Raw genomic sequence first — 24571 nt, 5'->3', positions numbered from 1 at the left:
CTTTGTTGTTTTAAAAGCTTTGATAGTGGTTCTTTCTCACTCTCAAAATTCTGTCAAAGAGATAGAAGATTTTCTTGTTAAGATTGTTTTGCATAAAAATGGCAATTTTAAGTTGTATATCACTTTTCAAGATAGCAATAGCCAACACTGTAAGAAATATTTTTTGTTTACAAATGTAGCTAAGGCTCAACTCGTTTTCCTTAGAGGATTTTTTTTAAAGAGTAGCAAGTTGTTGATAAGAATGTGAAAGGGCAAAAATAATGAATTTTTTGAGCGAATGTATAAAGCGAATGCATTTTAAACTGATCATTATTATTTACATTATGGGCTCTATAATATGGGGAGGAATCCAATATAAAGATAAAATAGATTTGAATGTTTTCAAGATATTTACGATGCAAGATGTTCAAGATATTATTGATATGCATTTGGGAGAGAAAAAACACACAAAATCTATCATCAAACAGCAATTAGCAAAAAATCAATCGGTTGTTGATTTGCAGAGGAGCGTTTCACTAAATAATGCGGCTGTTTTTCAGGGGAGGGCATCTGTTACCAGTGGAGTCACATTTAAATTGCTTACACCTGTTGCGCAATCTTGGCGTAGGCATATTACGCGCAATGTTCATTTATATGGTGTGGATACTTGTGCACCGCGTCAAAAAGCAAAATTAAATGATCAAGAATGGCCCTGTGGTGCTGTTACAACGGCTTGGCTTGTCACCAAAACACTTGGTCAGAATTTATCCTGTAAGCAGGCTCTTATGCATAATGGTATTTCTTATGCTCAATGTTTTGTTGATGGGGTTGATTTAGCTGAAGCAGGTCTTGCAGAAGGTATGTTGGTGCTTTCAAAAGAAAATAAAAATCCTGTTCCAGTACAGTATCGTTATACTGAAGAAACAGCACGCAACAAAAAAATTGGTCTTTGGTCTAGCGATTTTGCTGAACCTTTACAATGGCGGCGAAATAATGGATTTTACAATCCCTTTGCAGGTTTATAGTTGGCTCTATGGATCTATTCTATGTTTTATAACGAGAATCTTACAAAGAGAATTAAAACAATTTATAGAAAAAATTGAAGTAAGCTGTGAGAACTTTTGTATAGTTTTTCATAGCGATGAACTAATTATGCATCTATTTTCAATATATGTTTTCTTTCAAAATATCCTCTCTATTTTTACTTATGTGCTTTACAGAAGAAGGAGTTGTGATTGTTGGTGGCAGAAGATTTTTTATTTTTTATGTTTGGACGGAGAAGAATAAAATACAAAATGCCAAAGAAATGGAATTCCTAGAGTGGAATTGATCAATGTAAAGTACAAGAAGTAAACAAATTCAAAAAGTGATGTAAAGTTTGATGTAGCTGATAGAATATTGTACAATGACTTGAAGAGTTCATGGCTAAAGGTTTTAAACTAAAATTTTGTCGTTTATCTTACTCGATTCTTCAAAGCTGATTAATCTGTAGTAATAAAAAAAACAACTCCTGAAACAGAAGGAGCCCTAAAAATACTCAATATTCAAAGTTATATTGTAACAATAAATTAAAAATAACAGATAAATTAATTTAATCGTGATGCATTTTGAAAGAAAAAATCAACATCCGATATGGCGCGATTGGCTCGTTATATTATGGATTTAGATGGGGGGATTTCACCAAGAGATTGGAAACTTACATCCGATTACGTAATTGATGATAATATACAAAATAGCGCAAAAGTAGCATCAGTAAGAGTTACAAATTGTCATACAGATGATCCTGTTATGGCAACAGAATTCATTTTAAAAACTCAAGATCAAAATAAAAGATCAAAGACTGATAAAACATATCATTTGGTCTTATCTTTTCCCACTGGAGAAACTCCAGAGAGAGAAACACTCTATGCAATTGAAGATAAATTTTGTGATGCATTAGGTTATGGAACTCATCAGCGTATTTCAGCTATCCATAAAGATACAGCTAATTTGCATGTTCATATTGCCATTAATAAAATTAATCCTGAAAGTTTTCTAAATCACGAGCCTTTTTTTGATAAACGCACACTTATGAAAGTCTGTCAAAAAGTTGAACAAGAATATAATTTGGTCAATACACCACATGGAAATGATAATATTGAAAATACAAAATCACAAATAAAAGATTTTGAGTACAGAACGGGGATAGAATCTCTCTCAACATATGTTGGAAGGATAACTAAGGAGTTTAACTATACAGATTGGTCAGAGTTTCATAGAAGTTTTGCAGACCATGGTCTTGTTATAAAAAAAACAAGGAAATGGCTTGGTTATAGGAGCGGAAGATCTTAATTTGTGGGTTAAAGCCAGCAGTTGTGATAAAGGATTGTCATTGCCTGCTCTTGAAAAAAATTGGTCCTTACAAGTCTGTGAAGCCAACTGTGCATAAACAATATGTACCAGTTCCTTATGGAAAAAATAGCCAAACCAAGACGCTTTTATATTCTCGATATGAAGAACAAAAAAAGGTAAACAAGTTAGAAAGACAAAAAAGATATCAGACATTACGGGTGCAAAAGGCTGCTTTTTATAGCAAGCTTTTTGTTTGGTACAAACAACAGTGTTCTTTGTTGAAATTAATACCTAAAAGTTCACGTGCTGTACTTCGAAATACATTGAAATTACAAAAAACACTTCAGCAACAAAAATTAAGGAAAAATCAGGAAAAGATTAAAAGAAAATTGGCAGAAACTAAATTTCCTGTTTGGCGTGATTGGTTACATCAACAAGCAAATATGGGTGATAGAGAGGCAGCAGATGTTTTGCGTTCGATGAATGGACGTTGTGCTATTTTATCTGATAATTTATTGACTACAAAAACGGCCTTAAAAACCGGTGGTTTCTTACGAAAAAATTTAAACCCTTTTTTTTTAATGGAAATGTTTTGTATAAAAGTGTTGATGGAGGCACTATCATTGATGCTGGTGAGAAAATTCATGCGCAAAAATTCACCACAGGGTCTGCTTATATTGCATTAAGTCTTGCTGTTGAAAAATTTAAAGACCAGCCACTCGTGTTAAATGGTACAGAGGAATTTAAAAAAGAAGTTGCTCGATTGGCTGGTATTCACGGCATGAATGTTGTTTTTTCTGATCCCGTTCTTAATATTTTAAAAAATGAAGTAGGCCAACATGACAGAAATAACACCAATGACTCAATCCAAGAATGGATAAAAGACCGCAATCAATATGCTGGAAGCCTCTTTTATGTTGCATGGAGAGGTGAGGAAGATATATTTAATTATTATGCAGGTCGTCGAAAGATTGGAGAAAAAACCGTTCTTCTTTTTGAAATAAACAGTAAGATTTTTGTTAAGGAAATATCAAAAAGAGGTTTTATCTAAGCTGGATCTTGGAAAAAGGCGTAAAAGTTAAAGTTACTAAAAACAGTGTCAAAACTCTCTCCGATAAAGGAAGGGAGACCTGAAGTGTATTGTTTTCTGAAAAAAACATCAATTTTTTAATTTGAGGTAATTATTTTATGGATAAGTGAAGATTGTTTTCTTCACATCGATTAAAAAATCATTCATAAAGAGATTAATTTTTTGTAAAGAATTGTACTTATTTTTTTGCCAATTGGGGGGGCGTTGTGAATACAACTGAAGATTCTGTAAAAGATAAACCATCTAATCCATATATTGCGGCGCGTAAGGAATGGATGGAAAGGTATGGCGACTATATTCACGCTGCCAATAATTGGCGTTTAGCAACCTTTGGAATGATTATTATTACGGCAATGTCTGTAGGAGCTTTCATTTGGAAAGTAAATGAACAAACCATTGTTCCTTACATCGTGCAAACAAATTCAGTAGGTGAGGTAACGCATTTATCAAAAGCAAATATTGCCGCTAAACCAAATGCTATACACATTCGTGCGGCGTTGCGTAATTGGTTGATTGGTGCACGTACTGTTTATGTGGATATGAGAGCAGAAGAAAGTCTTGTTAATCAAACATATTCTATGACTTTGCCGCAATCGCCAGCTTATAGCATGCTTGTTGAATATCATAAACAAAATGATCCTTATTCTCGTGCAGCAAATGAAACAGTAGAAGTTCAAGTTAATGCAATTGTTCCTGTTTCTGATGATACTTGGCAAATTGAATGGACTGAAAAGAAAAGAGCACGAACAGGTATCATTATTGATACTAAACTTTGGCAAGCTACAGCTACGATCATTTTAGCAACGCCAAGAACTGAACAGCAAATAATGCTAAATCCAATTGGATTGTACGTTAAACAATTTGCTTGGACACCAAGACTTTAAAAAACAATAGTAAATGAGTAAAGCGGGAATCTTATGTTAAAAAAAATTATCTTTGTAAGCGCTACTGTTTTTATGACATCAACAGCCATGGCAACTGATGTATCACACAACGTCAATTTTATTTCTCCTCAGAAAATATTCCTTACTGGTAAAGAAGCATGGGGAATTAAGTTAGCAAATCAATGGAAAAATAATCCAACAAAACCTATACGTTCTAGTGATGGTAGTGTTAAATATCTTTATGGAGTTACTTTACCTACATTGGTTTGTACGCCATTAGAAGTTTGTACAATTCAATTACAAGCAGGCGAAACTATAAATTCTTTACATGCCGGTGATACAGCACGATGGAAAATTAGTCCCAGCATAAGTGGAATAGGAGCAGCAGAAACAACTTATATTGTTGTAAAGCCTACTGATGCTGGTTTAACAACAAATCTCTTTATTACGACCGATAGACGGACTTACATGATTAAATTGGCCAGTACACAAAGTTCTTCAATTCCTATTCTTTCTTTCGTTTATCCAGATGATACAGATCAAGATTGGGCTGCATATAAATCAGCAATAGATAGGCGTCGTACTACATTGTCAACGGGTCAAAATTTAGCTGCTCTTGATTTTAACTTTCGTATTACGATTAGTGATCCAAAAATTAAATGGTATCCAAGGCGTGTTTATACAGATGGTTTTAAAACTTACATTGAATTACCTGGAGATGGGGTTAGTGGAACAGCTCCAGCTCTAATTGCTATTGGTAATGATGGTGGTTTTTTGAAAAAGCCTAGCGAAAAATTGATCAACTATCGCATCATCGGCAATCGATATGTTGTTGATACAGTCATTAGCAAAGTTGCCCTTATTTCTGGTGTAGGAAGTTCTCAACAGAGAGTAACGATTATGAGAGGTTTTTAACATGTTAAAATATTTAGTGCTGTTATCTCTTACGTTAATAGTCGGTTGTGCGTCTCTGCAGAATAAATCCTCTTTCTTGTCCAATTATATTGATCAAAACGTTACTGAAAATGATGCAAAATTCATTGCCAGTGATTTTGTGCACTATCTTAGAGATCCTTTACCTCCTGCCACAACAACACTGATTATAAAAACAAGTGATACAGAAGACAAATTTACTCCTTTATTAATAGATCTCTTGCAACGGAATGGTTATGGTGTGATCTATACAGATCAACCAGAAAAATCTCAAAAAATAGGTATAAATTTGACCTATAAAGTTATGCCAATGGATAAAGGTATCGTGTTGGTTGCTCAATATGGTTTGACTGAAATAACACGTTATTATGTCCGTTTAACAACTGGAGTTATTGTACCGTCCGCCCCGTTTTCTGTTCGTATAGATGATGGAGGTAATGAATGAAAGATAAAGTAAAACTTGATGCTGGTAATTCTCCAGATTTTTTTTCCGTAAAACCTAAAGGACGTGGAGTGCGGCGGTTAAACAATGTGCCTTTGATAGGTGCTATAGGTATTATTTCTTTTGCACTTATTGGTATCACTTATACTTTTATGTTGCGGCAGCAATCTAATAATATTGCTAGAGAAGAAAAACAGCTTTTATTCGTAGATGAAACACCTGTACCGGTGCGACCAAAAGGTGATGATTATGTTCAAGCAAAATTACCAGAGATATTGCCATTAGTGTCAACCAACCCAACGGAAACTCAAAAATTAATAGAAAAAGATTTAGAACAAAAACAAATCGACAAAGCTTTAGATGAAGAAAATGAAGTACAGAAGAGATTGTTAACGCGTATTATAGAAAGACGTTTGGCTAAAATGGAGGCTGCTTTAGACTCTGAACCCATGGTTTCTTTTACAATAAATTCAAGGATAAAAGATCAAACTCAAATGCAGAATGAAGATCCTCAAAAAACGATGCTTGAAAATTTACTTGGTCGATCTGGAGTAGCGTCGAACGCATCATTTAATGGTGATGGAGGACGTGATCCTAACATGCAAGCACAAAAAATTGCTTTTTTATCGCAATCACCAGAAGCAGAAGTTTATTTAAAAAATACACGGCAAGAGGCTATTCAAGCAAGCTTTGAAATTAAGGCCGGAACCATTATTCCTGGTGTTATGATAAGTGGTGTGAACAGCGATTTGCCAGGACAAATTATAGCTCAAGTAAGAGAAAGCGTTTACGATTCAGCTACTGGTCAAAATGTTTTAATTCCTATGGGGGCAAGGCTTATTGGAACATATGATAGTCAGGTATCCACTGGACAAAAACGCGTACTTATTGCTTGGTCAAGAGTTATTTATCCTGATGGTTCTTCTTTATCTCTTGGAAATATGCCAGGCTCTGATCAATCTGGTTATGCGGGATTTAATGATAAAGTGAATAATCACTATTTAAAAATTTTTGGTAATGCTCTTATGCTTTCTGTTATTTCAGGAGCTTCACAAATGTCTCAAAAAACACATAAGATAGGCAATGAAGATAGTAAATTAGCCACAACAAAAGAAACATTAGCGGAAGAGCTTGGTAGACAATGGGGTGAGGTTGGTATTGAAATGACTCGTAAAAATCTAGGAATTCAACCAACAATTATTATTCGTCCTGGTTATAACTTCAACGTTATGGTAACGAAAGATATCATTTTGCCTGCTTGGCAAGGTCATCCAATGGCAGCACTTCCTTATTAATTTTAAAAAGACTGCTTTAGTTCCTTTCTAAATACAGTACCATAAGGTACAGTACTATACTTTACAGTACTTAATTATACATATTATCCTATAATGATTGTGTAGAAGTTAGAGAGCTTTATAAGTGATATATAATGGTTAATCCTGAGTGGGCTTACGGTATGAAAAAATAATAAAATGAACTTTTGATTTTGAGTAGAGATTTTTTGGAAATTATATGAACCAAGTAGAAAATGGAAAAGGCAATCACTGACGTATGCCATGTGCATTAAAAAGGATTTTGTATAGTTTCTTACTTCATTTTATATTAACGTATATTGTAGTATAGTACCATCCTGTACGATATTATATGTACAGTATGGTATGCTTAATTGATGACTCATTATAGAAGAAATTATTTTTTTCTATATCACCTTTCCAAAATTTTGTTCCATTGTCTATCATTAGAGCCAATTGTAGTGCAGCCTCTGGAATCCTACTTTTTATGATATCCCCTCTCTTTGTTTTAGCTTCTGTAAATCCATCACGCTGTATAAGAGTGGGGTTGTTAAAGCTATCTATTTTTTGATTAAAAGCTTCAAAAAATTTGCTAACGTTTTTCTGTTTTATGTGTCATTTTTGCTTCTTTGTTAACTTATAATTGAGTACTTTATTATACCTAGTATAATATTATAATCCTACCCTATTTAGAGGGTAACTAAATGCCTGTTATCTCATTTGCTAATTCCAAAGGTGGTAGTGGAAAAACAACTTCTTGCTTGTGAACTTGCACATGCCAAGCCTGTTACGATTATTGATGCAGATCCACGCCACCCAATTACTACTTGGTCAGAGTTACCAGGTAAACCACACAATTTAACTGTTGTTATCAATGAATCTGAAAAGACAATTTTAGATGAAATAGAAATTGCTGCCGCTCGAGATCCATTCATAATTGTTGATCTAGAAGGTACAGCATCTCGTTTAACTAGTTACGCAATTAGCCAATCTGATTTTGTTATTGTAGCAATGAAGGAACAACAGCAAGATGCTATAGCAGCCATTGAGATCATTAAAGAAATTCATAGAGATATGAAAGCTGTAAGGCGTCGCATCTCTTATGCGGTTTTGTTTACTCAATCCAAAGTCGTTGCCAAATCTAGAACAGCTCGTTTTGTCTCAACCCAATTCAGAAAAAATCCAGAAATAGATGTTTTTGAAACAGAAATAAATGAACGTGATGCTTTTTCCGCAATTTTTGCCACTGGTGGTTCTCATCGTAATCTCAATCGAAAAGAAGTTAATAATTTAGAAACTGCGATTAGCAATGTTGAAGCATTTGTTGCAGAAGTCATTACGAAATTAAAGCAAACTCAACAGAAGGAAATTCAAAAATGAATGAAGAAAGAAAACCATTAGATTTTTCTGTCTTGACGATTTTCAGCCTCGCAAAACTGTATCTTCTCTACAAACTGTCAACCGCAAAGAGATAGATAAAACAGCTGCTTTTCCAAGCAGGGAGCAGTTAAATGAAACACAGATCAATATCAAAGCTAGCATAGTTATCATCAATGGTTTTCGTGCTATGGCTAAAAAAGAGCGCTATCGTCATGGTGAGTTTTTGGAAATTCTCATGGATACTTATGAGCAGAGAATAGAGTAGATGCCCATTAATAAAGCTTATTATTTTAAGACTATTTGACATAGCCTTTTTACGAGGCGTTTTGTTTCAAAAATTATAATATTTGATACTCTTCAAAAAAATACAAAAATATGTATCACAAATCGAGTTTTTAAATTATGATACTAATTTTGTATTAAAAACGATTTATGAGATTATGAAATGGCGCTTTTAGGTTATGCAAGAGTATCAACCAATCAACAAAAGCTAGCGCTTCAGATTGATGAACTTAAAAATGCTGGAGTGCGCGAAGACCGTATTTTTACAGATATAAGGACAGGTTCTACAGATAAACGTGAAGGTTTACAGCGGCTGCTTGGGCGTGCAGAAAAAGATGATATTATTCTTTGTACAAAAATGGACCGGCTTGGGCGTAATACTGCTGATATGATTTCTATCGTTGATAGTTGTTACAAGAAGGGGGTGTTTATTCGTTTTCTGGAAAACGGTCTTAGTACCGAAGGTACAATGGGAAAAATGGTTATTCAAATTTTGGCAGCTGTAGCAGAAGCTGAACGTGCGCGTATTTTGGAGCGGACCAATGATGGACGAACTGCTGCTATGGCAGCAGGTGTAAAATTCGGTCGAAAGCCTCATCCAAAGACAAAAATAATACTTGCGCTGATTAAACAAGGAGTATCATCTAAAATTGTTAAGGAAAAAACGGGGATCTCTCATGCTACTTATTTTAGACTGAAAAAACAGGTTTCTTTACAGAAACCATAGATATTTTATTGTTTTAATTAAACCATTAAATTAACATTTAAATACATATTACAGAAAGGAGTTTTCTATGAAAAAAAATTGCCAAAAAGTTATATGACTGATGCTGAACGCGAAAAATTGCGAGCAGGAGGCTTAGATCAAGATAGTATTTATACTGCCGAGTCAGAAGCTGCTGCTAAAGCAAATGACAGTCAAGCAGTATGGGAATGGTTCGCAATGGTTGAACTACCTGCTCATACGCTTTTGTTTCTTAAAAATCGGCGTGGTGCACAGTTTATTCGTGATATGGGTTTTCTTACAAAGAATGCTGATAAAGAATATGGTCCAGATTGGTTAGACAAAGGTGTTGTGATAGGAGGTCATCATTTCTAAAGAATACGAAAAATTAGATTGGATATTGTCATAAGAAGATAGCTATGTGCAAAGTCTTGATAAAGCATTGATAACAAAGAAATTGAATGGTGTACGAAATGATTTATGTAATCATATTCGTAAGATTGGGAAAAGCGGTGATTTCTCATTACTTCTTGATACGGAACGTTGTATAGTAGAAAATGATTTGTTTAGGTATTCCAATAGTAAGGCAAAATGGCCAATAGCCTTAAAACAGCATTAACTGAAATAGATGTTGTTGAGGATTACATAAAACTAGTCTCTAATTCTGATCAATATGATGTGATAAATAGAGGACATAGTCTATCAAAGCACCGAAAAGGTGGTTTACCCTATAGATGAAGCGCGAAAAGCAATGTTTTCCCATTATACACGACTAGGAAATCTCGATAAAGCCCGTTTAAAAACGGTTAAAAAAGCAATTATTGATGTACGTCGTGACAATATGAAGGTGATGTGCAGGCTCTACGAAAAAATGCAAGCCAAAGCTATAGGTATAGATCTTTCACGCGATAAAGGTCATTCTCTTTGAGAGGGAAAAAATAAGAGCTCTTGTACATTTGTATTGTGTATAGGTATACAGAGAATGCTGAAGTTCAATGGGGGGAAAATTGGGAAATCAATCTATACACACACTTAAAAGAAAATCTCGATTAATATTTATCTTTTTTTTCGGGATCTATTTTGTTGTTCTCAATCAGTGTTGCACACAGTATTTAGCACATATTTTTCATTATAGTTCTTCTCTTGGGTCCAATTTTAAAGGAATTTATCTATTTTTTTCTTGGTTTCCCTGGGTTTTTAAATTTTATGATTATGCTCCTAGTCGGTGTAATGTAATATTTGTTCTCTTTTGTGCTGGTCTTTTAATTGGTTTTACTCTTTGGGCAGGTTTTTCTTCAAGGAGTAACAAAAGTACCGATGATTTACATGGAACAGCGCATTTTGCAACATTTGATGAAATTCAAGAAATGGGGCTTGTTCCGCATAATCAAAAAGGAAGAGGCGTATATTGTGGGGCGTTTCCTGGTCCAAAAACAGGAATGTTGCATTATTTACGCCATGATGGACCAGAGCATATAGCAGCTTTAGCACCTACACGTTCTGGTAAAGGTGTTGGTTTAGTCGTACCCACTCTTTTGAGTTGGCCACACAGTCTTTTTGTTCTTGATACAAAAGGTGAAAATTATGCCATGACTGCTGGATGGCGGAAAAAGCATGCAGGGAATAAGATCCTAAGGTTTGATCCGGCAGAACCCGAAGTTGGATGTTCATGGAATCCATTAGGAGAAATTCGTTTCAGAACACGTTATCAAGTAGCGGATGCACAAAACATAGCTTTAATGGTCATTGATGATGATGGAAAAGGGATTGCAGGTGACCATTTCAGATCCGCTGCTTTTGAACTTTTGAATGGTCTCATTCTTCACGCTCTTTACAAAGCAGAGAAAATTGTACGTATCCCTTGTTTGCAAGACTGTGCACACATGTTAACGGGAGTAGGAGATTTTGCCGCTGTCGTTGAAGATAATGATGATTTTGATGAAGATGGTGATCCAAAAGCACTTTCTACTTTGTTTCATGAAATGGAAAATCTTAATATAAAAAGTGATAATCTTTTGTTTCAAGATGCAGATAGAGAAGCAAAACTTGTTATCAACGGTGTTGGCCGTCGTATGGCTGGAACACCGGCGCGTGAGTTAGGGTCTATTATTTCGACGGCAAATAATGCTCTGTCTCTTTATCATGACCCTATTGTTGGTGAGAACACAAAATATTGTGATTTTTATATTAATGATTTAATGGATAGTGAAAGTCCCGTTTCGCTGTATTTTATTACAACGCCGCGCAATTTGGATAGAATGAGACCTTTCGCGCGATTGTTGTTGACACAAATGGTTCTTTCTCTTTCAGATCGTATGGAATTTGATGATGGGAGATCAAAAACAAGTCACAAACATCGTTTGCTTTTAATGCTTGATGAATTTCCAACTTTGGGAAAATTGGATATTTTTGAAAAGGCACTTGCCTATATTGCTGGGTATGGACTTAAAGTTTATATAATCACTCAAGATGTGCAGCAATTGTACAAGGCTTATACAACGAATGAAAGCATTATTTCGAATTGTCATATTCGTATTGCGTCTGCACCTAATAAGGTCGAAACAGCTGAATGGATGAGTAAAATGGCTGGGGAGACAACGGTTGTTCGCGAAAAAGTTTCCACTTCTGGAAAACGTTTTGGTATGGCACTTGAACAGGTTTCAACGTCTTATGAGGAGACACGCCGCCCATTGATGACGCCTGATGAGATCATGCGCTTGCCTGGAGCCAAAAAAGACAATTTAGGGAATATTGTTGAACCTGGTGAAATGCTTATTTTTGTAGCTGGAAATAGCGTCATTAGGGGAACACAAATCCTTTATTTTTTAGATCCCATTTTTTCAGAAAGGTCAAAAATTCCTCCTCCTGTTACAAATCGTTTGCATCAGAGAAATGAAATCATAAAAAATAAGAAAGGCTTTGTTCTTTCATGAAACAAGCTATGGCCATTCTTACTTTATGTTCTCTTGCTAGTGCCTGTTTTATTTTATTTGCTCTCTCTCAGGGATATAGAATTAATTATTCGCGTTCCGCTCCTATAGGGATTTGGAAAGTTAATTACTTTCAAAAGAAAATGCAAAGAGGAGAGCTTATGGAGGTTTGTCCACCAGATGCACCTATCGTTAAGGAGTTTGTTGAAAAAGGGTATCTTCAATCTGGGGCTTGTCCTAGCGGCTCTATTTCCTTTTTGAAACCATTAGTAGCTATTGCTGGTGATGTAGTTAGTATAACGGGAAAAGGTATTAGTGTTAATGGTCATTTTTTAAAAAATAGCCAAAGAATGAGGGGAATATCAGGTGTACCGAATGGAGAATACCTTGTTGCAGAAGGATATGCTTGGTTTATTTCAAGTTTTGATCCTGTAAGTTTTGATAGCCGTTATTTTGGGGCTGTTTCGGTTATGAATATTATGGGTAAGGCTTCCCCAATTCTAACTTTTAAGAAGTGAGATTTTAACAATGAAAAACACTAGAATAAAAGTATTTCTTGTGATTTCTTCAATTTTAAATGATGCTTTTATACCTGGAATACAGGTTGAGTTAGATTCACAAGAAGCAAAAAATTATGGAGTTTTTTAGAAATAGCTCTTTCAGAAGAAGACGCTTGGGATTCATGTACTACAGATCCTTCTGAAACTGAGATTTTTGATGATATAGGGGGGAAAGATGAGTTTTGAGTATGCTAAAACGGTAACAGATCATTTCATTACACAACTTCAACAGGGAATAGCGCCGTGGCAACAAGTATTACTTCCTGGATGTGTTAGATCTCCTTATAATCCGCAAACAGGTAGAAACTATAGCGGTATTAATAACCTTTGGCTTGCAAGCTAAAAATATACTGATCCACGCTGGCTTACATATCATCAAGCAAATGAAATGGGCTGTAGAATTAAAAAAGAAATGAAAAGTACGAATATTATTTATTGGAAATAGGATGAAACAATTTCTTCTTATAATGAAAATGGAAAACAACATGAAAAGTTGAGAGAACTTTCTAGACCTCGTATTTTTTTGCAAAAATTTTTAATGCTGAACAAATTGATGGATTACCTCCATTAGAATTATCTTCTATTTTGTCAGAAGAGGTAAGACATGCACGAGCTGAAGCACTTTTAGCCGCATCAGGTGCAAGAATTGATACTGATGATAGAAATCATGCTTTCTATCGTGGTGGTGATATTGATACTCTTTTTTTACCAAAGCGGCATCAATTTGATTCAAGTGATTATTTTTACGCGACAGCTTTACATGAACTTGGACATTGGACTGGACATTCTTCAAGACTTAATCGTGATATAATGTATCCTATTGGGACTACTGGATATGCTAAAGAAAAGCTTCGTACAACGATTGCCTCTCTTATGATTGGGGAGGAATTGAATATAGGTTATGATCCAAGGCATAATGTTTCATATGTTTCTTCATGGATTGAAATTATAAAAAATAATCCAAAAGAAATTTTTAGAGCTGTTTTCGAAGCGGAAAAAATCAAAAATTTCATAATGGGATTAGAAACTGTTAAAGTTATTGAAGTTGAAAAAGAGTCATCTGTATCGGTTAGCAAAGATAATAGACCAGATAATACAGAAAAGATTTTTTTGAATGTTCCTTATTCCCAAAAAGAAGAAGCAAAAAAATCTGGGGCTAAGTGGGATAAAGATGCAAAATCTTGGTATGTTCCTGCTGGTACAAATTTAATTGAAAAAGGCTTGGCTCGTTTTTCTCATGAAGATGCACAACAAAACATAGTTTTGCCGATTGAACAACAGTTTAAGGAGGCACTCCATTCTGCTGGTTTGATTGTTTAGAATCCACTTATGGATGGAAAATTGCATAGAGTTTCTGTTGAAAATGATAAAAGAAGTCAAAAGAGTGGAGCTTATATTGGTTATTCCTCATTTGATGGTGGCTATATTCAAAATTTTCGCACTGGTGAGAAAATTTATTGGAAATCCGAAAAGGTTTCCTCTTTTTTATCTTTAGAAGAAAAAAAAGATTAGCCATAGAAGCTAAAGAGCGACAAGAAATCTTAAAAAAAGAAATAGTCGAAAAACAAAATAATGCAGCGATACTTTCATCACAAATATGGGAGGCTAGTAAAATAGCAACTCCAGATAATGCGTATTGCAAGCTTAAAGGGATTATCCAAACAAATGATTTAAAAGAGATTCCAAAGGATTTTCCAGAGGAAATAAAGAAGCAAGGCGTAATGATTGCAAAATCTGTTGAGGAAGCAAAAAAATAAAGAAAAATAACCCTAATATACGCCTGTTTTTAGCAGGAGATTTAATTATTCCATTAAGGGATAAAGATGATAATCTAACTACAATTCAGACGGTTAATCCTACTTTTAAATCTTTTATGAAAGATGGGGAAAAACATGAGTGTTTTACAATTGTAGGTTCTGATAATGTAGGAATATCCGCCTTTAATAATGATTTAGAAAAACCTATTCTTATTGCAGAGAGATATGCAACAGCTTTTGCTGTCGCATAGATGACTCATGTGTCCATTGTGGTGGCTTTTGACTCTGGTAATTTAAAAAATGTAGCCAGAGTAATGCGTGAAAAATATCCAAATCGGATCATTTTATTTGTTGCAGATAATGATCATGTTGCGCAAGAAAAATTACTTCTTAATGGAAAGAAGGGGATTAATGTTGGAATTAAGGCGGCTTATAATGCAGCGGCAGATATTGGTGGTGGGGTGATTTATCCTGAGTTTAAGAGAGAAGAGAAAGATTTTTCTGATTGGGATGATTACAAAAGAGTACATGGTAGTGATAAAGCCAGAAATGATTTTCTATCTAAAATGAAGATAACCAAAATAGAAGCAAGAGTGTTGGCCGACAGACTTCAAACACTTGCAAATATACAAGATCAATATGTTGTCGATGACCCAACACTTCGCTAGATGATAGATACGTTAATGATGAACGCGATGCCGCTAATCAGCTTCGTCAAAGAGCAATAACGCTTAATGGCCATAATATTAATTCAAATGATAAAGCCATGATTTCTCGTGTAAAGTATCATCTTTCGCAAGATAAAGAACAAAGACTTTCTCAAAAGCCTAATACAGCTTCATATAGGGAAAGAAAAAATCAAGAAATTGAAAGCGAACTTTAACAGTTTACTTGTTGCTCAGATTTAACCTTTAAATTAGTATGTGAACATACAATAAGATAAGGGATTTTCTATCTGGTTAGATAAAGGTGTTGTGATAGGAGTCCATCATTTCTAAAGAAATAGAAGAGTTTTTTTAAAAAAACATATGTACATACAAGATCTTGAGAAAACACTAACATCCAAAAAATTGCATGATATGCGGAGTGATTTTATAAAAGATGATTTACTTCGGTATGTTAATAGTAAAGCTACGGCCAGCACGCGATAAAGGTTATTCTCTCTGAGAATAAAAGACTATAAACTCTAATATTTGAATAGTTTTTGTAACAAGAATGTGGATACATGGTATCGCATAAAATGTTTTTTGTTGTTTAGATTCAAACTTTAAATTAAAGTGTAATCTTTATTACAATGGGGCTTTAAGTTTTACGTTCTTCTCATTTTTAGCACAAAGGGAAAGACCAGTGAACTCTTAAGGGCGGGGACTAAGAATGGCTGTCACGGTATTTGAAAATGGGCAAAGTTTAGAGCAAGATAGACGGCTCATTCAAAAGATGCGTTTTGAATTTGGACAGCAGGTATGTGATTACCTAGATGATCCTACAGTCATAGAAATTATGTTGAATCCCGATGGAACCTTATGGGTTGAACATTTGGGAAAATCTAAAAAAGCAGTGGGCACAATGGATGCGCACCAAGCAGAAGCTGCTATGGGGACAGTAGCTACAGCTCTTGGAACACAAATTACCAAGGAAAGTCCTATTCTTGAATGTGAATTGCCAATGAATGGCAGCCGCTTTGAAGCGGTTATTCCACCTATTGTTTCTGCACCAACATTTACAATTCGAAAAAAAGCAACACGAATTTTTACTTTGGATGACTATGTTACAAAAAACATCATAACTCCACATCAAAAATTGCTTTTAAGTGCTGCTGTTAAAGATCACAAAAATATTCTTGTTGTTGGTGGAACAGGAACAGGAAAAACAACATTAACAAACGCAATCTTAAAGGAAATGACAGACACATTTCCTGAAGAGCGCTTTGTGATTATTGAAGATACAGCCGAACTTCAATGTGCGGCACCTAACACCGTAACATTTCGAGCTGTCGAATATATTGACATGACACGGTTGTTAAAGGTGACTATGCGCATGGCTCCAGATCGCATCATTGTTGGTGAAGTGAGAGATGGTGCGGCTTTAGCATTATTAAAAAGCTGGAATACTGGACATCCAGGAGGGATAGCAACAGTTCATGCCAATGATGCATCGGCAGGATTAACAAGAATTCAACAATTAATATCAGAAGCAACTATTGCTCCCATGCAATCACTAATAGCAGAAACAATTGATGTGGTTTTAAGTATTGAAAAAAATCCATCGGGTAGAAAAGTCAAAGAAATTATAGAAGTTTGTGGGTATGACCCAGCAGTCGGTAAATATATAACAAATCTTATTCACTAAGGAGCATAATATGCAATTATCTTCAATAAAAACTAGGAATAACTCATACAATCATATTGTGATGTTTCTTCTTATCATAGGGGCGGCATTGCTTCTATCTCTTATCTTGGGAGATATTGCACATGCTGCTGATGCAACAGCGGGTGGTGGAGCATCTCTTCCGTGGGAAAAACCTCTTGAAAAGTTGAAAAAATCAGTTTCAGGTCCTGTTGCTTTTGTTGTTTCTTTGCTTGGGCTTGTTGCTGGTGGAGCTACACTAATTTTTGGTGGTGAAGTTAGCGAATTTGTAAAGCGTATTATTTATCTTGTTTTGGTTATCAGTGTGATTGTTTTTGCAAACACTCTCCTTACAGGTGCTCTCTTTTCTGGTGCTGTTGTTCCTGCTAACGTTGTGGTTGGAGGGTTTTAATGGGAGGCAAACGGTATACACAGTTGTTTCGTTCTCTACATAGACCCCAACAAATTATGGGAGGAGAACGCGAATTAATGCTTTTATCAATGCTTTTAACCGGTATTCTTATTGTCTCAGCAATGAATGTTGTAGCAGCAATTATTGGACTTTGTATCTGGTTTGTTTGTCTTTATGTTTTGCGTAGAATGGCAAAGTTTGATCCTAATTTGTCTCGAATTTATATTCGTCAATTGAAATATAACAAGTATTATGCTCCTTTTTCACGACCGTTTCGTGTTGCAAAATCAACAAGAGTGTATTGATGCTTAAATTAAAACATTTTCGCTCTACGTTAGCAGGGCTACCTGATCTTTTAAATTTTGCTGCATTAATTGATGACGGTATTATTTTAGGAAAAGATGGTTCTTTGTTGGCTGGCTTTTTCATTCGTGGGGATGACCCCATGTCTGCGACAGATACAGAAAGAAATTATATCACAGGTCTGGTCAACACATATCTGTCTCGATTTTATTCGGGATGGGCGATATGGGTGGATGCTATTCGTGTAGAGTCACCAGGCTATTCAGATCCGAGATTATCTCATTTCCCTGATCCTATTACCGCACTGATTGATGCAGAAAGACGCTTTTATTTTAAAAGAAGTGAGACGCACTATGAAACAGAATATGCTTTATTAATTCAATATCTACCACCTACTCGAAAGTCATCAAAGTTAGGGGAAATTGTTTATGAAGACGATACAGTTGAAACAACCACACCTGCTGAACGTTTGCTAGATGAGTTTAAAAAGAAAATAGAGGATTTTTATGTTGGTCTTGGTGATCTTCTTAAAATGCAGCGGATGAAAGCCGTTACTATTAAGAATGGTGATGAAACCTATAAAAGTGACCAACTTGTTAATTATTTACACTATGCCATTAATGGTGAGGCAGTTGCTCTGCGAATACCGGATTGTCCCATGTATTTGGATTCATGGCTTGGTTATACTGACTTGTGGCCTGGAGATACTCCACGGCTTGGGGGTAAATTTATTGCATGTATTTCGATTGATGGTTTTCCAACGGCTAGTTATCCTGGAATATTAGATATTCTTGATGGTTTGCCTTTACACTATAGATGGTCAAGTCGTTTTATATTTATGGACCAGCATGAAGCTGTTGCAGCACTAAATAAATATAGATTGAAATGGCAGCAAAAAGTTAGAGGTTTCTTTTCACAGGTTTTTAAAACCAATAAAGGAACTATAAATACCGATGCTTTATTAATGGCACAACAAGCTGAAGCAGCAATGAACGAAGCTCGATCAGGTCTTGTTGCTTACGGCTATTATTCCCCAACGGTTGTTTTGATGCATGAAAACCGTGAAGTTTTGGCAGAAAATGCTCGGTTGATTAAACGTGAAATTGAACATAAAGGTTTTGCTGCTCGTATTGAAACAGTCAATACAATGGAAGCGTGGTTAGGGACAATTGCTGGTCAAACCTACCCAAATATTCGACGTCCATTAATTAATACTCAAAATCTTGCTGATATGTTGCCTCTTTCAAGTGTATGGCCAGGCTTACAATATAATCCCTGTCCACTCTATCCAGATAACTCTCCTGCTTTATCTCAAGTGGTGACAACAGGGGCAACGGCTTTTCGTATTAATTTACATGTTGATGATGTTGGTCATACACTTGTGTTCGGTCCCACTGGTGCGGGAAAATCAACACTTTTAGCATTTTTATTAGCGCAAGCGCGCAGATATTGGTCAAAAGCAACAGATAAGAATGGCAAGCATCTACCTGCTAATATTACTGCTTTTGATAAAGGACACTCATTGTATACGTTGTGCTATGCTGTAAATGGTCGTCATTATGATATTGGAGAAAGTGATAGTGCCATTGGTGCTCTCATGCCCCTTGCAGATATTGATACAGAAGCTGATAATCTTTGGGCGCAAGAATGGATTGCTACTTGCTATGAATTGCAAACCGGAAAAGCACCATCTCCTCAACAAAAAATAGAAATTCATCGCGCAATGAAGCAGATGAGGCAGACGCCTAAAAATATGCGTTCACTAGGTAATTTTGTTACGACGGTTCAAGATAAAGAAATCCGTCAAGCACTCATGCATTATACGCTTTCTGGTGGTATGGGATATTTGTTAGATGGACAAGAACCACTTGAAGAGAATAATGATTTTATTGTCTATGAAATTGATGAACTCATGAAGCTAGGTGACAAAAATGGTTTGCCGGTTTTATTGTATCTATTTAGGCGGTTTGAGAGAGGCTTGAAGGGACAACCATCTATTCTTTCGCTTGATGAAGCGTGGATTATGCTTGGCCATTCTGTTTTTCGCGAAAAAATTCGTGAATGGTTGAAAGAACTAAGAAAAAAGAATTGTCTTGTAATCATGGCGACACAAAGTCTATCAGATGCTTCCCGTTCCGGAATTCTTGATGTTTTGCTCGAACAGTGCCCTACCAAAATTTTGCTTCCTAATGAAGAAGCAGAAACAAAGGGTGCTGAAGGAGTACCAGGGGCGGTTGATCTGTATAGAATGATTGGACTGAATGATAAAGAAATTCAAATTATCAAAACAGCAAAAAAGAAGAGGCAATATTATTATAAGTCTATTCTTGGCCGCCGTCTTTTTGAATTAGGATTGGGTGATCTAGCCCTCTCTTTTGTAGCAATTTCTAGCAAAGAAGATCTTGCTGAAGTCAAAAAACTTATCAATGAAAATACACAAAACTGGCCTTTGAAATGGCTTAAAATGAGGGGAGTTCATTATGAGCAATATCTTGAAAAAACTTAAATTTATTTCTATAATAACCACATTTTTTATAACAAACTTTGTTGTACTGATTATTCCACAACAAGCTATCGCGCAAATTATTTGCACCAATTGTTCTACTGTTTTTACTCAAGTGTTGGAGTATGCAAAAGCTGTGGAGACTGCAATAAACACTGCAGAGCAGGTCGCAGTAGAGATTAAGCAATATAAAGATATGATAGAACAGGCTAAAAAACTTGATCCTATAAGCGTTGAAAGATTTGAGAATGATTTGAAACTATTGAACAAAACTTATCAAGACGCTAAAATCATTGCTTATAATATGCAGAACTTGCATAATAAATTTAAAGAACGTTATCCTGGTTATGAAAATTTTTTAAAAAAGATTGGAAAAGAAAATCCGATAAAAGATTTTAGAAAATGGGCAGAAACTGGTTTTGCTAATGCGCGTATTGCTATTCAGGCAGCTGGAATTAACATAAGTAGTTTTGTTAACGAGGATAATTTTCTGCGGAGGCTCCTCAATCGCTCAGCAACTGCAAAGGGGCGTATGCAAGCCATTCAAGCTGGAAATGAAATTGCTACCCAACAAGTTAAGCAACTGCAAATGCTTCGTGAACTGGTGGCTAATAATATTACCTTGCAAGCAAATTACACAGCTGATGAAGTAGAACGTAAAGCAAAAAATGAAGCTAATGTTGAGAAGTTTTTTGAAACAAAATTACCTTCTACAGACAGGGGACATACATTTTAAAAATGAAAAATGACCAAGTGCTAAAAAATAAAAAACTCATTTTATTAATGTTATTTTTACTGGTATTGGGTTGTGTTTTCTTTACAGATGTTTCTTTTGCAGATTCCTTAGATCAAACTAAATCATTTAATAGTCTATTGGATTTGATACAAAAACAATCTAACAATTGGTATTCAAAATTACATTATTATGGTTTTCGTCTTTTCTGGTCATTAGCTGTTTTTCAATTGCTTTTTAGCTTTATTCCTCTCTTGTTTAAGCAATCTGATATTGCTGATTTTTTTGGTGAGTTTGTTAAATTCATTCTTGTTATAGGTTTTTTTGCTGCTCTTTTAGAATATTCTCAAGAATGGGGGACAGCTATTATTGAGAGTTTCCGTACTGCAGCAGCTGATGCAAGTGGAAGAGGCAGAGGACTTTTCCCTGGAGATATTATGGGTGAAGCTTCTAAGATCATGGAAGCTATGGCAAATGTTAGCACTTGGAATCCTATAACTGCTGTGTTGATTGCTATTCAATCGGTTATTGTTTTTTTATGTTTTGGTTTTATTGCTGTTTTATTAGCTATTAGTCTTATTGAATCATATATTGTAATCAATGCATCTGTAATATTTATGGGTTTTGGAGCTTCTCAATGGACGCGAGAAATAAGCATAACAACATTTCGTTATGCTGTCTCTGTTGGTGCAAAACTATTTGTAATGACACTCTTAGTAACACTGATTACTGATTCCATGATATCATGGAAAAACGCATATGTTTATTCTTCTGCGTCAAATTGGACATTGCTAGGACTTGCTTTGTTATCTGCATATTTAACAAAGACTATTCCGGAAATTGTTGCTGGTTTAATTTCTGGTTCAAGTGGTGGAACAGGCGCAACTATTGGAGCAATGTCTGGTGCTGCTGTAGGGGCGGCTGTTGCAGTGGCAAGTGGTGGAGTATCTGCTGCTGCTGGTGGAGCATCAACTGCTGGTGGAACAGGTAGTGTTTTAGGAGGAGGAGCAAGTGGTGGAACGGACGCTGGAGTAAGTGGTAGTGGATCTGTGATGGGAGCGGGTAACAATATAAATGCTTCTCAAATGACGGGGAATTCTTTTAAAGATAGTGGTAATAAACCTCAATTTGGTGGAAATCCACGTGTAGCTGGAGGGGGAAATCAGTCTACCAGAACTAATCAACCTCAAGCTGGGTTAGTTTCTCTCGATCAAGCTGGATTAGTTTCTCTCGATCAAGCTGGGTCAGTTTCTTCAGATCAAGCTGGGTTAGTTTCTCTAGATCAAGCTGGGTCAGTTTCTTCAGATCAGGCTGGGTTAGTTTCTCTAGATCAAGCTGGGTCAGTTTCTCTAGATCAAGCTGGATCAATTTCTCCAGATCAAGCTGGGTCAGTTTCTTCAAAACTTAGAAATTTTGCAGATACAGGTTTAAGGGTTAGTGGAACTATGGCTTCTCTTTGTGTCCCTGGAATGGAAGGGGCGGAAAACCTTAATCTTAACACTCCATATCTACTACCAGAAAATAATGACATCCAGTTTTCTAATAATAGCAATCCTCAATCTAATGAAATGGAAACAAGCAGTATTATTGAAAATACAATTTCTGGAACATCATCTGAAATAGAAAGAAATTAAAGAAGCTACTATTTTTTGAAGTGGTACGTTTTTTAAAATTCATGTCCCTCATCTGTAGAAGGCAATTTTTTTTCAAAAAACTTTTTAGCTTGTTCTTCTTGTTCTGCGCGGCGTTTTTCTTCTTCGCTTTTACCACAACCAGAAATACTCAATCCTACACCTAACATAACCATACATAATAAAATAATTTTTTTCATTTTACCCCTCTTTAAAGATCTTATTTGTTAATATACCAACCCCCAAAAAAGAAAGGGTTTTCATTTTTGTGACATATTAGGATAGCTTGAGTTATCATTACTTCTTTGCTTTTATAATAGAAAAATTCACGACAGACGTCGTATAAGTTTATCATAGTATAAAATTAGAAAAGAAGAGCCAAAACTGAATACAAATGACGAAATTGTAAGGCGCATTAATCCTTTTGTCCAACCCATTTCTAATAGAAATACTGCAACAGGAACTATGACTAGCTCTAAAGATCCTATGAGCATTATACGTGTAGTATAGTTCTTAATGGATTACGAAGCCATAAAAGAAAAAGAATCAATACCTTTCTGCTTATTTGTATTTTGGCTATGAACTTCCCCCCTCTTTAATGTTATGTCTATTCCAGTATCATAATATATAGGAAACGATAAATGATACAAGTTATTTTCTTATAAAATCTTCTATATTGATTTGGTATTCATCGGATGGAATATCGAGTTTAGCAGAAGACGGTTTCATTTGATATTCCTTCATAAAAGCAATCTTCTCTCCTTTGAAGAATAGAATAGGATTTACCCAATATTGATTAGGCAATTTTGGTTTCAGAATTCCTTTTTGTATAAGTTCTCTTAAACTGTTGTGAAAAGTTCTGTCGACCATATCGCGCTTTTTTCCATTTATACTCCCATCAAACCAAATTAAGGTAACGCTGCTGGGGTTTTCGTTTGTCGATTTATTAGATTGGTATTCTTCTAAAACTATTATCAAAGCACGATGGCCTGTACGAGATAAATTAAAAATTACTTGAATGCCATCAGCAAATATTTCTATAAAATTTTCTTTCTTTATTTTTTCTGTGACGTGAATTATAGGTACAACCTCTATTTTATCAGTGTCAGCGTTGATAAACTTTTGTTGTATAATGCACGTTTTAACAATTTTATTATCAGCAAATATTTTTTATTATCAGCAAATATTTCAGAATTTTTAAGAAAAGGATTTTCATACGGGGAATATTTTTACTTTCGCAAGTTTATTTTATCCATTTTGATTGTCTGTTGAATTTTTTATCACCTGTTACGACTTAAGAAACTTCTTCTTCGCAAAAACAAAAGTAATATTAACACTTTAGCGAATACAGATTACCATTTTTGAGATTCGATTTATTATTTTAATATGGCAATTGTATTACCATAAATGACTGTTAGTATATCAGCTAAACAAAGAAAGCAAACCGTTAGGCACGGTCAGAGTCTTTTCATTAATGATATTGTGGTTTCTATTAAGGATCCCAGATCCAGAAGAGCAGATTCTTGTCAATGTGGCGCTAATTTTTGATTTAAAAACAGCAGGAATAAAAGTTTTTTTGTTTTGGCTTGGATACTTCAAAATAGATTAATTCGCACGAATACTGTGATTTTAGACAAGGCTATTTTAAAAACATTTCTTGAAGCTCAAGAAAGAAATTTAGCGTTGTCACCAACAACCTTTTTTCGGGGCGTAGCTGAATTAGAAAAAGCTGGTATTATTGCTAAACGAGATCATAGAGCTTAGTACTTTATTAATCAAAAGCTTGTTTTAACGGCAGGCAAATTGTTTTCACAAACGATATTGAATTAGAGAATAGGAAGATGGGGAGCTAAGTTTTAACTATGTTAAATTTATTTTTCTTTTCAATATAGTTATGTCTTGACTCATTATTTCAGATAATGAGTCGTTCGGAATAGAGGGAAATATAATAGCAAAAAAATAAAAACCCAACTGCCTTAACAGAAGGGCTCCTAAAAAATATCTTAAAGATAAATAAAATGGAACCTTAATTTATCTCGATATATTCTGCAAGAGAAAT

Annotated in this window: 28 protein-coding genes and 1 pseudogene; 27 read left to right on the top strand and 2 right to left on the bottom strand. The window is 35.1% G+C overall.

The window, feature by feature from the left end; all coding sequences use genetic code 11:
* Positions 1–260 precede the first annotated feature (260 nt).
* The 26 genes and pseudogenes from HWV54_RS02530 to trbL all read left to right on the top strand — a co-directional run bounded on the left by HWV54_RS02530 (position 261) and on the right by trbL (position 22515).
* The gene (locus HWV54_RS02530) at positions 261–1004 is read left to right on the top strand and encodes a hypothetical protein (protein WP_005864492.1); all 744 of its coding nucleotides are present in this window, start codon (positions 261–263) and stop codon (positions 1002–1004) included.
* A gap of 616 nt (positions 1005–1620) precedes the next feature.
* Positions 1621–2310 (top strand): relaxase/mobilization nuclease domain-containing protein, encoded by a 690-nt coding sequence (locus HWV54_RS06975; protein WP_245256309.1) that lies wholly within the window; start codon positions 1621–1623, stop codon positions 2308–2310.
* Between the two features lie 278 nt (positions 2311–2588).
* Positions 2589–2996, top strand: coding sequence for a hypothetical protein (locus tag HWV54_RS06970; RefSeq protein WP_246271236.1), 408 nt, complete (start codon positions 2589–2591; stop codon positions 2994–2996).
* Positions 2903–3361: an LPD7 domain-containing protein gene (locus tag HWV54_RS06965; RefSeq protein WP_005864496.1), complete on the top strand. Its 459-nt coding sequence runs from the start codon at positions 2903–2905 to the stop codon at positions 3359–3361. The genes HWV54_RS06970 and HWV54_RS06965 overlap by 94 nt, the downstream gene beginning before the upstream one ends.
* Positions 3362–3606: 245 nt before the next feature.
* Complete coding sequence (locus HWV54_RS02520) at positions 3607–4284, top strand: VirB8/TrbF family protein (protein WP_005864497.1); 678 nt, start codon at positions 3607–3609, stop codon at positions 4282–4284.
* A gap of 33 nt (positions 4285–4317) precedes the next feature.
* A complete protein-coding gene (gene trbG, locus HWV54_RS02515) occupies positions 4318–5199 on the top strand; it encodes a P-type conjugative transfer protein TrbG (RefSeq protein WP_005864499.1) in 882 nt (293 codons plus the stop codon).
* A gap of 1 nt (position 5200) precedes the next feature.
* On the top strand, positions 5201–5662 hold the full coding sequence (locus HWV54_RS02510) for a hypothetical protein (protein ID WP_005864501.1): 462 nt from the start codon (positions 5201–5203) through the stop codon (positions 5660–5662).
* Positions 5659–6954, top strand: a complete 1296-nt coding sequence (locus tag HWV54_RS02505; protein ID WP_005864504.1) for a TrbI/VirB10 family protein — start codon at positions 5659–5661, stop codon at positions 6952–6954. Before HWV54_RS02510 ends, HWV54_RS02505 begins: the two co-directional genes overlap by 4 nt.
* A gap of 738 nt (positions 6955–7692) precedes the next feature.
* Positions 7693–8331 carry a P-loop NTPase family protein gene (locus tag HWV54_RS02500; protein WP_005864506.1) on the top strand — a complete coding sequence of 213 codons (639 nt, stop codon included), beginning with the start codon at positions 7693–7695 and terminating at the stop codon, positions 8329–8331.
* Between the two features lie 445 nt (positions 8332–8776).
* Positions 8777–9340, top strand: a complete 564-nt coding sequence (locus HWV54_RS02495) for a recombinase family protein (RefSeq protein WP_005864507.1) — start codon at positions 8777–8779, stop codon at positions 9338–9340.
* Positions 9341–9433: 93 nt separating this feature from the next.
* Positions 9434–9712 (top strand): hypothetical protein, encoded by a 279-nt coding sequence (locus tag HWV54_RS02490; RefSeq protein ID WP_005864509.1) that lies wholly within the window; start codon positions 9434–9436, stop codon positions 9710–9712.
* A 46-nt stretch (positions 9713–9758) separates the two neighbouring features.
* On the top strand, positions 9759–9956 hold the full coding sequence (locus tag HWV54_RS02485; protein ID WP_005864511.1) for a hypothetical protein: 198 nt from the start codon (positions 9759–9761) through the stop codon (positions 9954–9956).
* 99 nt (positions 9957–10055) lie between these two features.
* A complete protein-coding gene (locus HWV54_RS06960) occupies positions 10056–10265 on the top strand; it encodes a hypothetical protein (RefSeq protein WP_005864513.1) in 210 nt (69 codons plus the stop codon).
* A 79-nt stretch (positions 10266–10344) separates the two neighbouring features.
* Complete coding sequence (locus HWV54_RS02475; protein WP_245256310.1) at positions 10345–12270, top strand: type IV secretory system conjugative DNA transfer family protein; 1926 nt, start codon at positions 10345–10347, stop codon at positions 12268–12270.
* Positions 12267–12785, top strand: coding sequence for a conjugative transfer signal peptidase TraF (gene traF, locus HWV54_RS02470; RefSeq protein ID WP_005864517.1), 519 nt, complete (start codon positions 12267–12269; stop codon positions 12783–12785). Before HWV54_RS02475 ends, traF begins: the two co-directional genes overlap by 4 nt.
* 217 nt (positions 12786–13002) lie before the next feature.
* A pseudogene (locus tag HWV54_RS06955) lies at positions 13003–13272 on the top strand (ArdC-like ssDNA-binding domain-containing protein).
* A gap of 140 nt (positions 13273–13412) precedes the next feature.
* Positions 13413–14147, top strand: a complete 735-nt coding sequence (locus HWV54_RS06950; protein ID WP_005864522.1) for a zincin-like metallopeptidase domain-containing protein — start codon at positions 13413–13415, stop codon at positions 14145–14147.
* Positions 14148–14284: 137 nt separating this feature from the next.
* Positions 14285–14584: a hypothetical protein gene (locus tag HWV54_RS06945; RefSeq protein ID WP_005864526.1), complete on the top strand. Its 300-nt coding sequence runs from the start codon at positions 14285–14287 to the stop codon at positions 14582–14584.
* A gap of 116 nt (positions 14585–14700) precedes the next feature.
* Positions 14701–14835 carry a hypothetical protein gene (locus tag HWV54_RS07155; RefSeq protein WP_005864528.1) on the top strand — a complete coding sequence of 45 codons (135 nt, stop codon included), beginning with the start codon at positions 14701–14703 and terminating at the stop codon, positions 14833–14835.
* On the top strand, positions 14836–15252 hold the full coding sequence (locus HWV54_RS06940; protein WP_005864531.1) for a primase/helicase family protein: 417 nt from the start codon (positions 14836–14838) through the stop codon (positions 15250–15252).
* A gap of 706 nt (positions 15253–15958) precedes the next feature.
* Positions 15959–16933: a P-type conjugative transfer ATPase TrbB gene (gene trbB / locus HWV54_RS02460; protein WP_005864533.1), complete on the top strand. Its 975-nt coding sequence runs from the start codon at positions 15959–15961 to the stop codon at positions 16931–16933.
* 10 nt (positions 16934–16943) lie between these two features.
* A complete protein-coding gene (locus HWV54_RS02455) occupies positions 16944–17342 on the top strand; it encodes a TrbC/VirB2 family protein (RefSeq protein WP_005864534.1) in 399 nt (132 codons plus the stop codon).
* Complete coding sequence (gene trbD / locus HWV54_RS02450) at positions 17342–17647, top strand: conjugal transfer protein TrbD (protein WP_005864536.1); 306 nt, start codon at positions 17342–17344, stop codon at positions 17645–17647. The genes HWV54_RS02455 and trbD overlap by 1 nt, the downstream gene beginning before the upstream one ends.
* The gene (locus HWV54_RS02445; RefSeq protein WP_005864538.1) at positions 17647–20151 is read left to right on the top strand and encodes a VirB4 family type IV secretion/conjugal transfer ATPase; all 2505 of its coding nucleotides are present in this window, start codon (positions 17647–17649) and stop codon (positions 20149–20151) included. Before trbD ends, HWV54_RS02445 begins: the two co-directional genes overlap by 1 nt.
* Complete coding sequence (gene trbJ / locus HWV54_RS02440) at positions 20126–20884, top strand: P-type conjugative transfer protein TrbJ (RefSeq protein ID WP_005864540.1); 759 nt, start codon at positions 20126–20128, stop codon at positions 20882–20884. Before HWV54_RS02445 ends, trbJ begins: the two co-directional genes overlap by 26 nt.
* Positions 20885–20886: 2 nt before the next feature.
* Positions 20887–22515, top strand: coding sequence for a P-type conjugative transfer protein TrbL (trbL, locus tag HWV54_RS02435; protein WP_176953550.1), 1629 nt, complete (start codon positions 20887–20889; stop codon positions 22513–22515).
* A gap of 32 nt (positions 22516–22547) precedes the next feature.
* Here the strand turns inward: trbL and HWV54_RS02430 are convergent, their stop codons facing one another.
* Positions 22548–22712: a hypothetical protein gene (locus tag HWV54_RS02430; protein ID WP_005864545.1), complete on the bottom strand. Its 165-nt coding sequence runs from the start codon at positions 22710–22712 to the stop codon at positions 22548–22550.
* Positions 22713–23163: 451 nt separating this feature from the next.
* A complete protein-coding gene (locus HWV54_RS06935) occupies positions 23164–23490 on the bottom strand; it encodes a hypothetical protein (protein WP_246271235.1) in 327 nt (108 codons plus the stop codon).
* A 603-nt stretch (positions 23491–24093) separates the two neighbouring features.
* Here HWV54_RS06935 and HWV54_RS06930 point away from each other — a divergent pair.
* Positions 24094–24276 (top strand): hypothetical protein, encoded by a 183-nt coding sequence (locus HWV54_RS06930; RefSeq protein ID WP_245256313.1) that lies wholly within the window; start codon positions 24094–24096, stop codon positions 24274–24276.
* Positions 24277–24571: the final 295 nt, after the last annotated feature.

Source organism: Bartonella alsatica, assembly GCF_013388295.1.
Taxonomy (GTDB): Bacteria; Pseudomonadota; Alphaproteobacteria; order Rhizobiales; family Rhizobiaceae; genus Bartonella; species Bartonella alsatica.
Note: the sequence above shows the minus strand (reverse complement) of the source record. Positions and strands in the feature narration are given on the sequence as shown.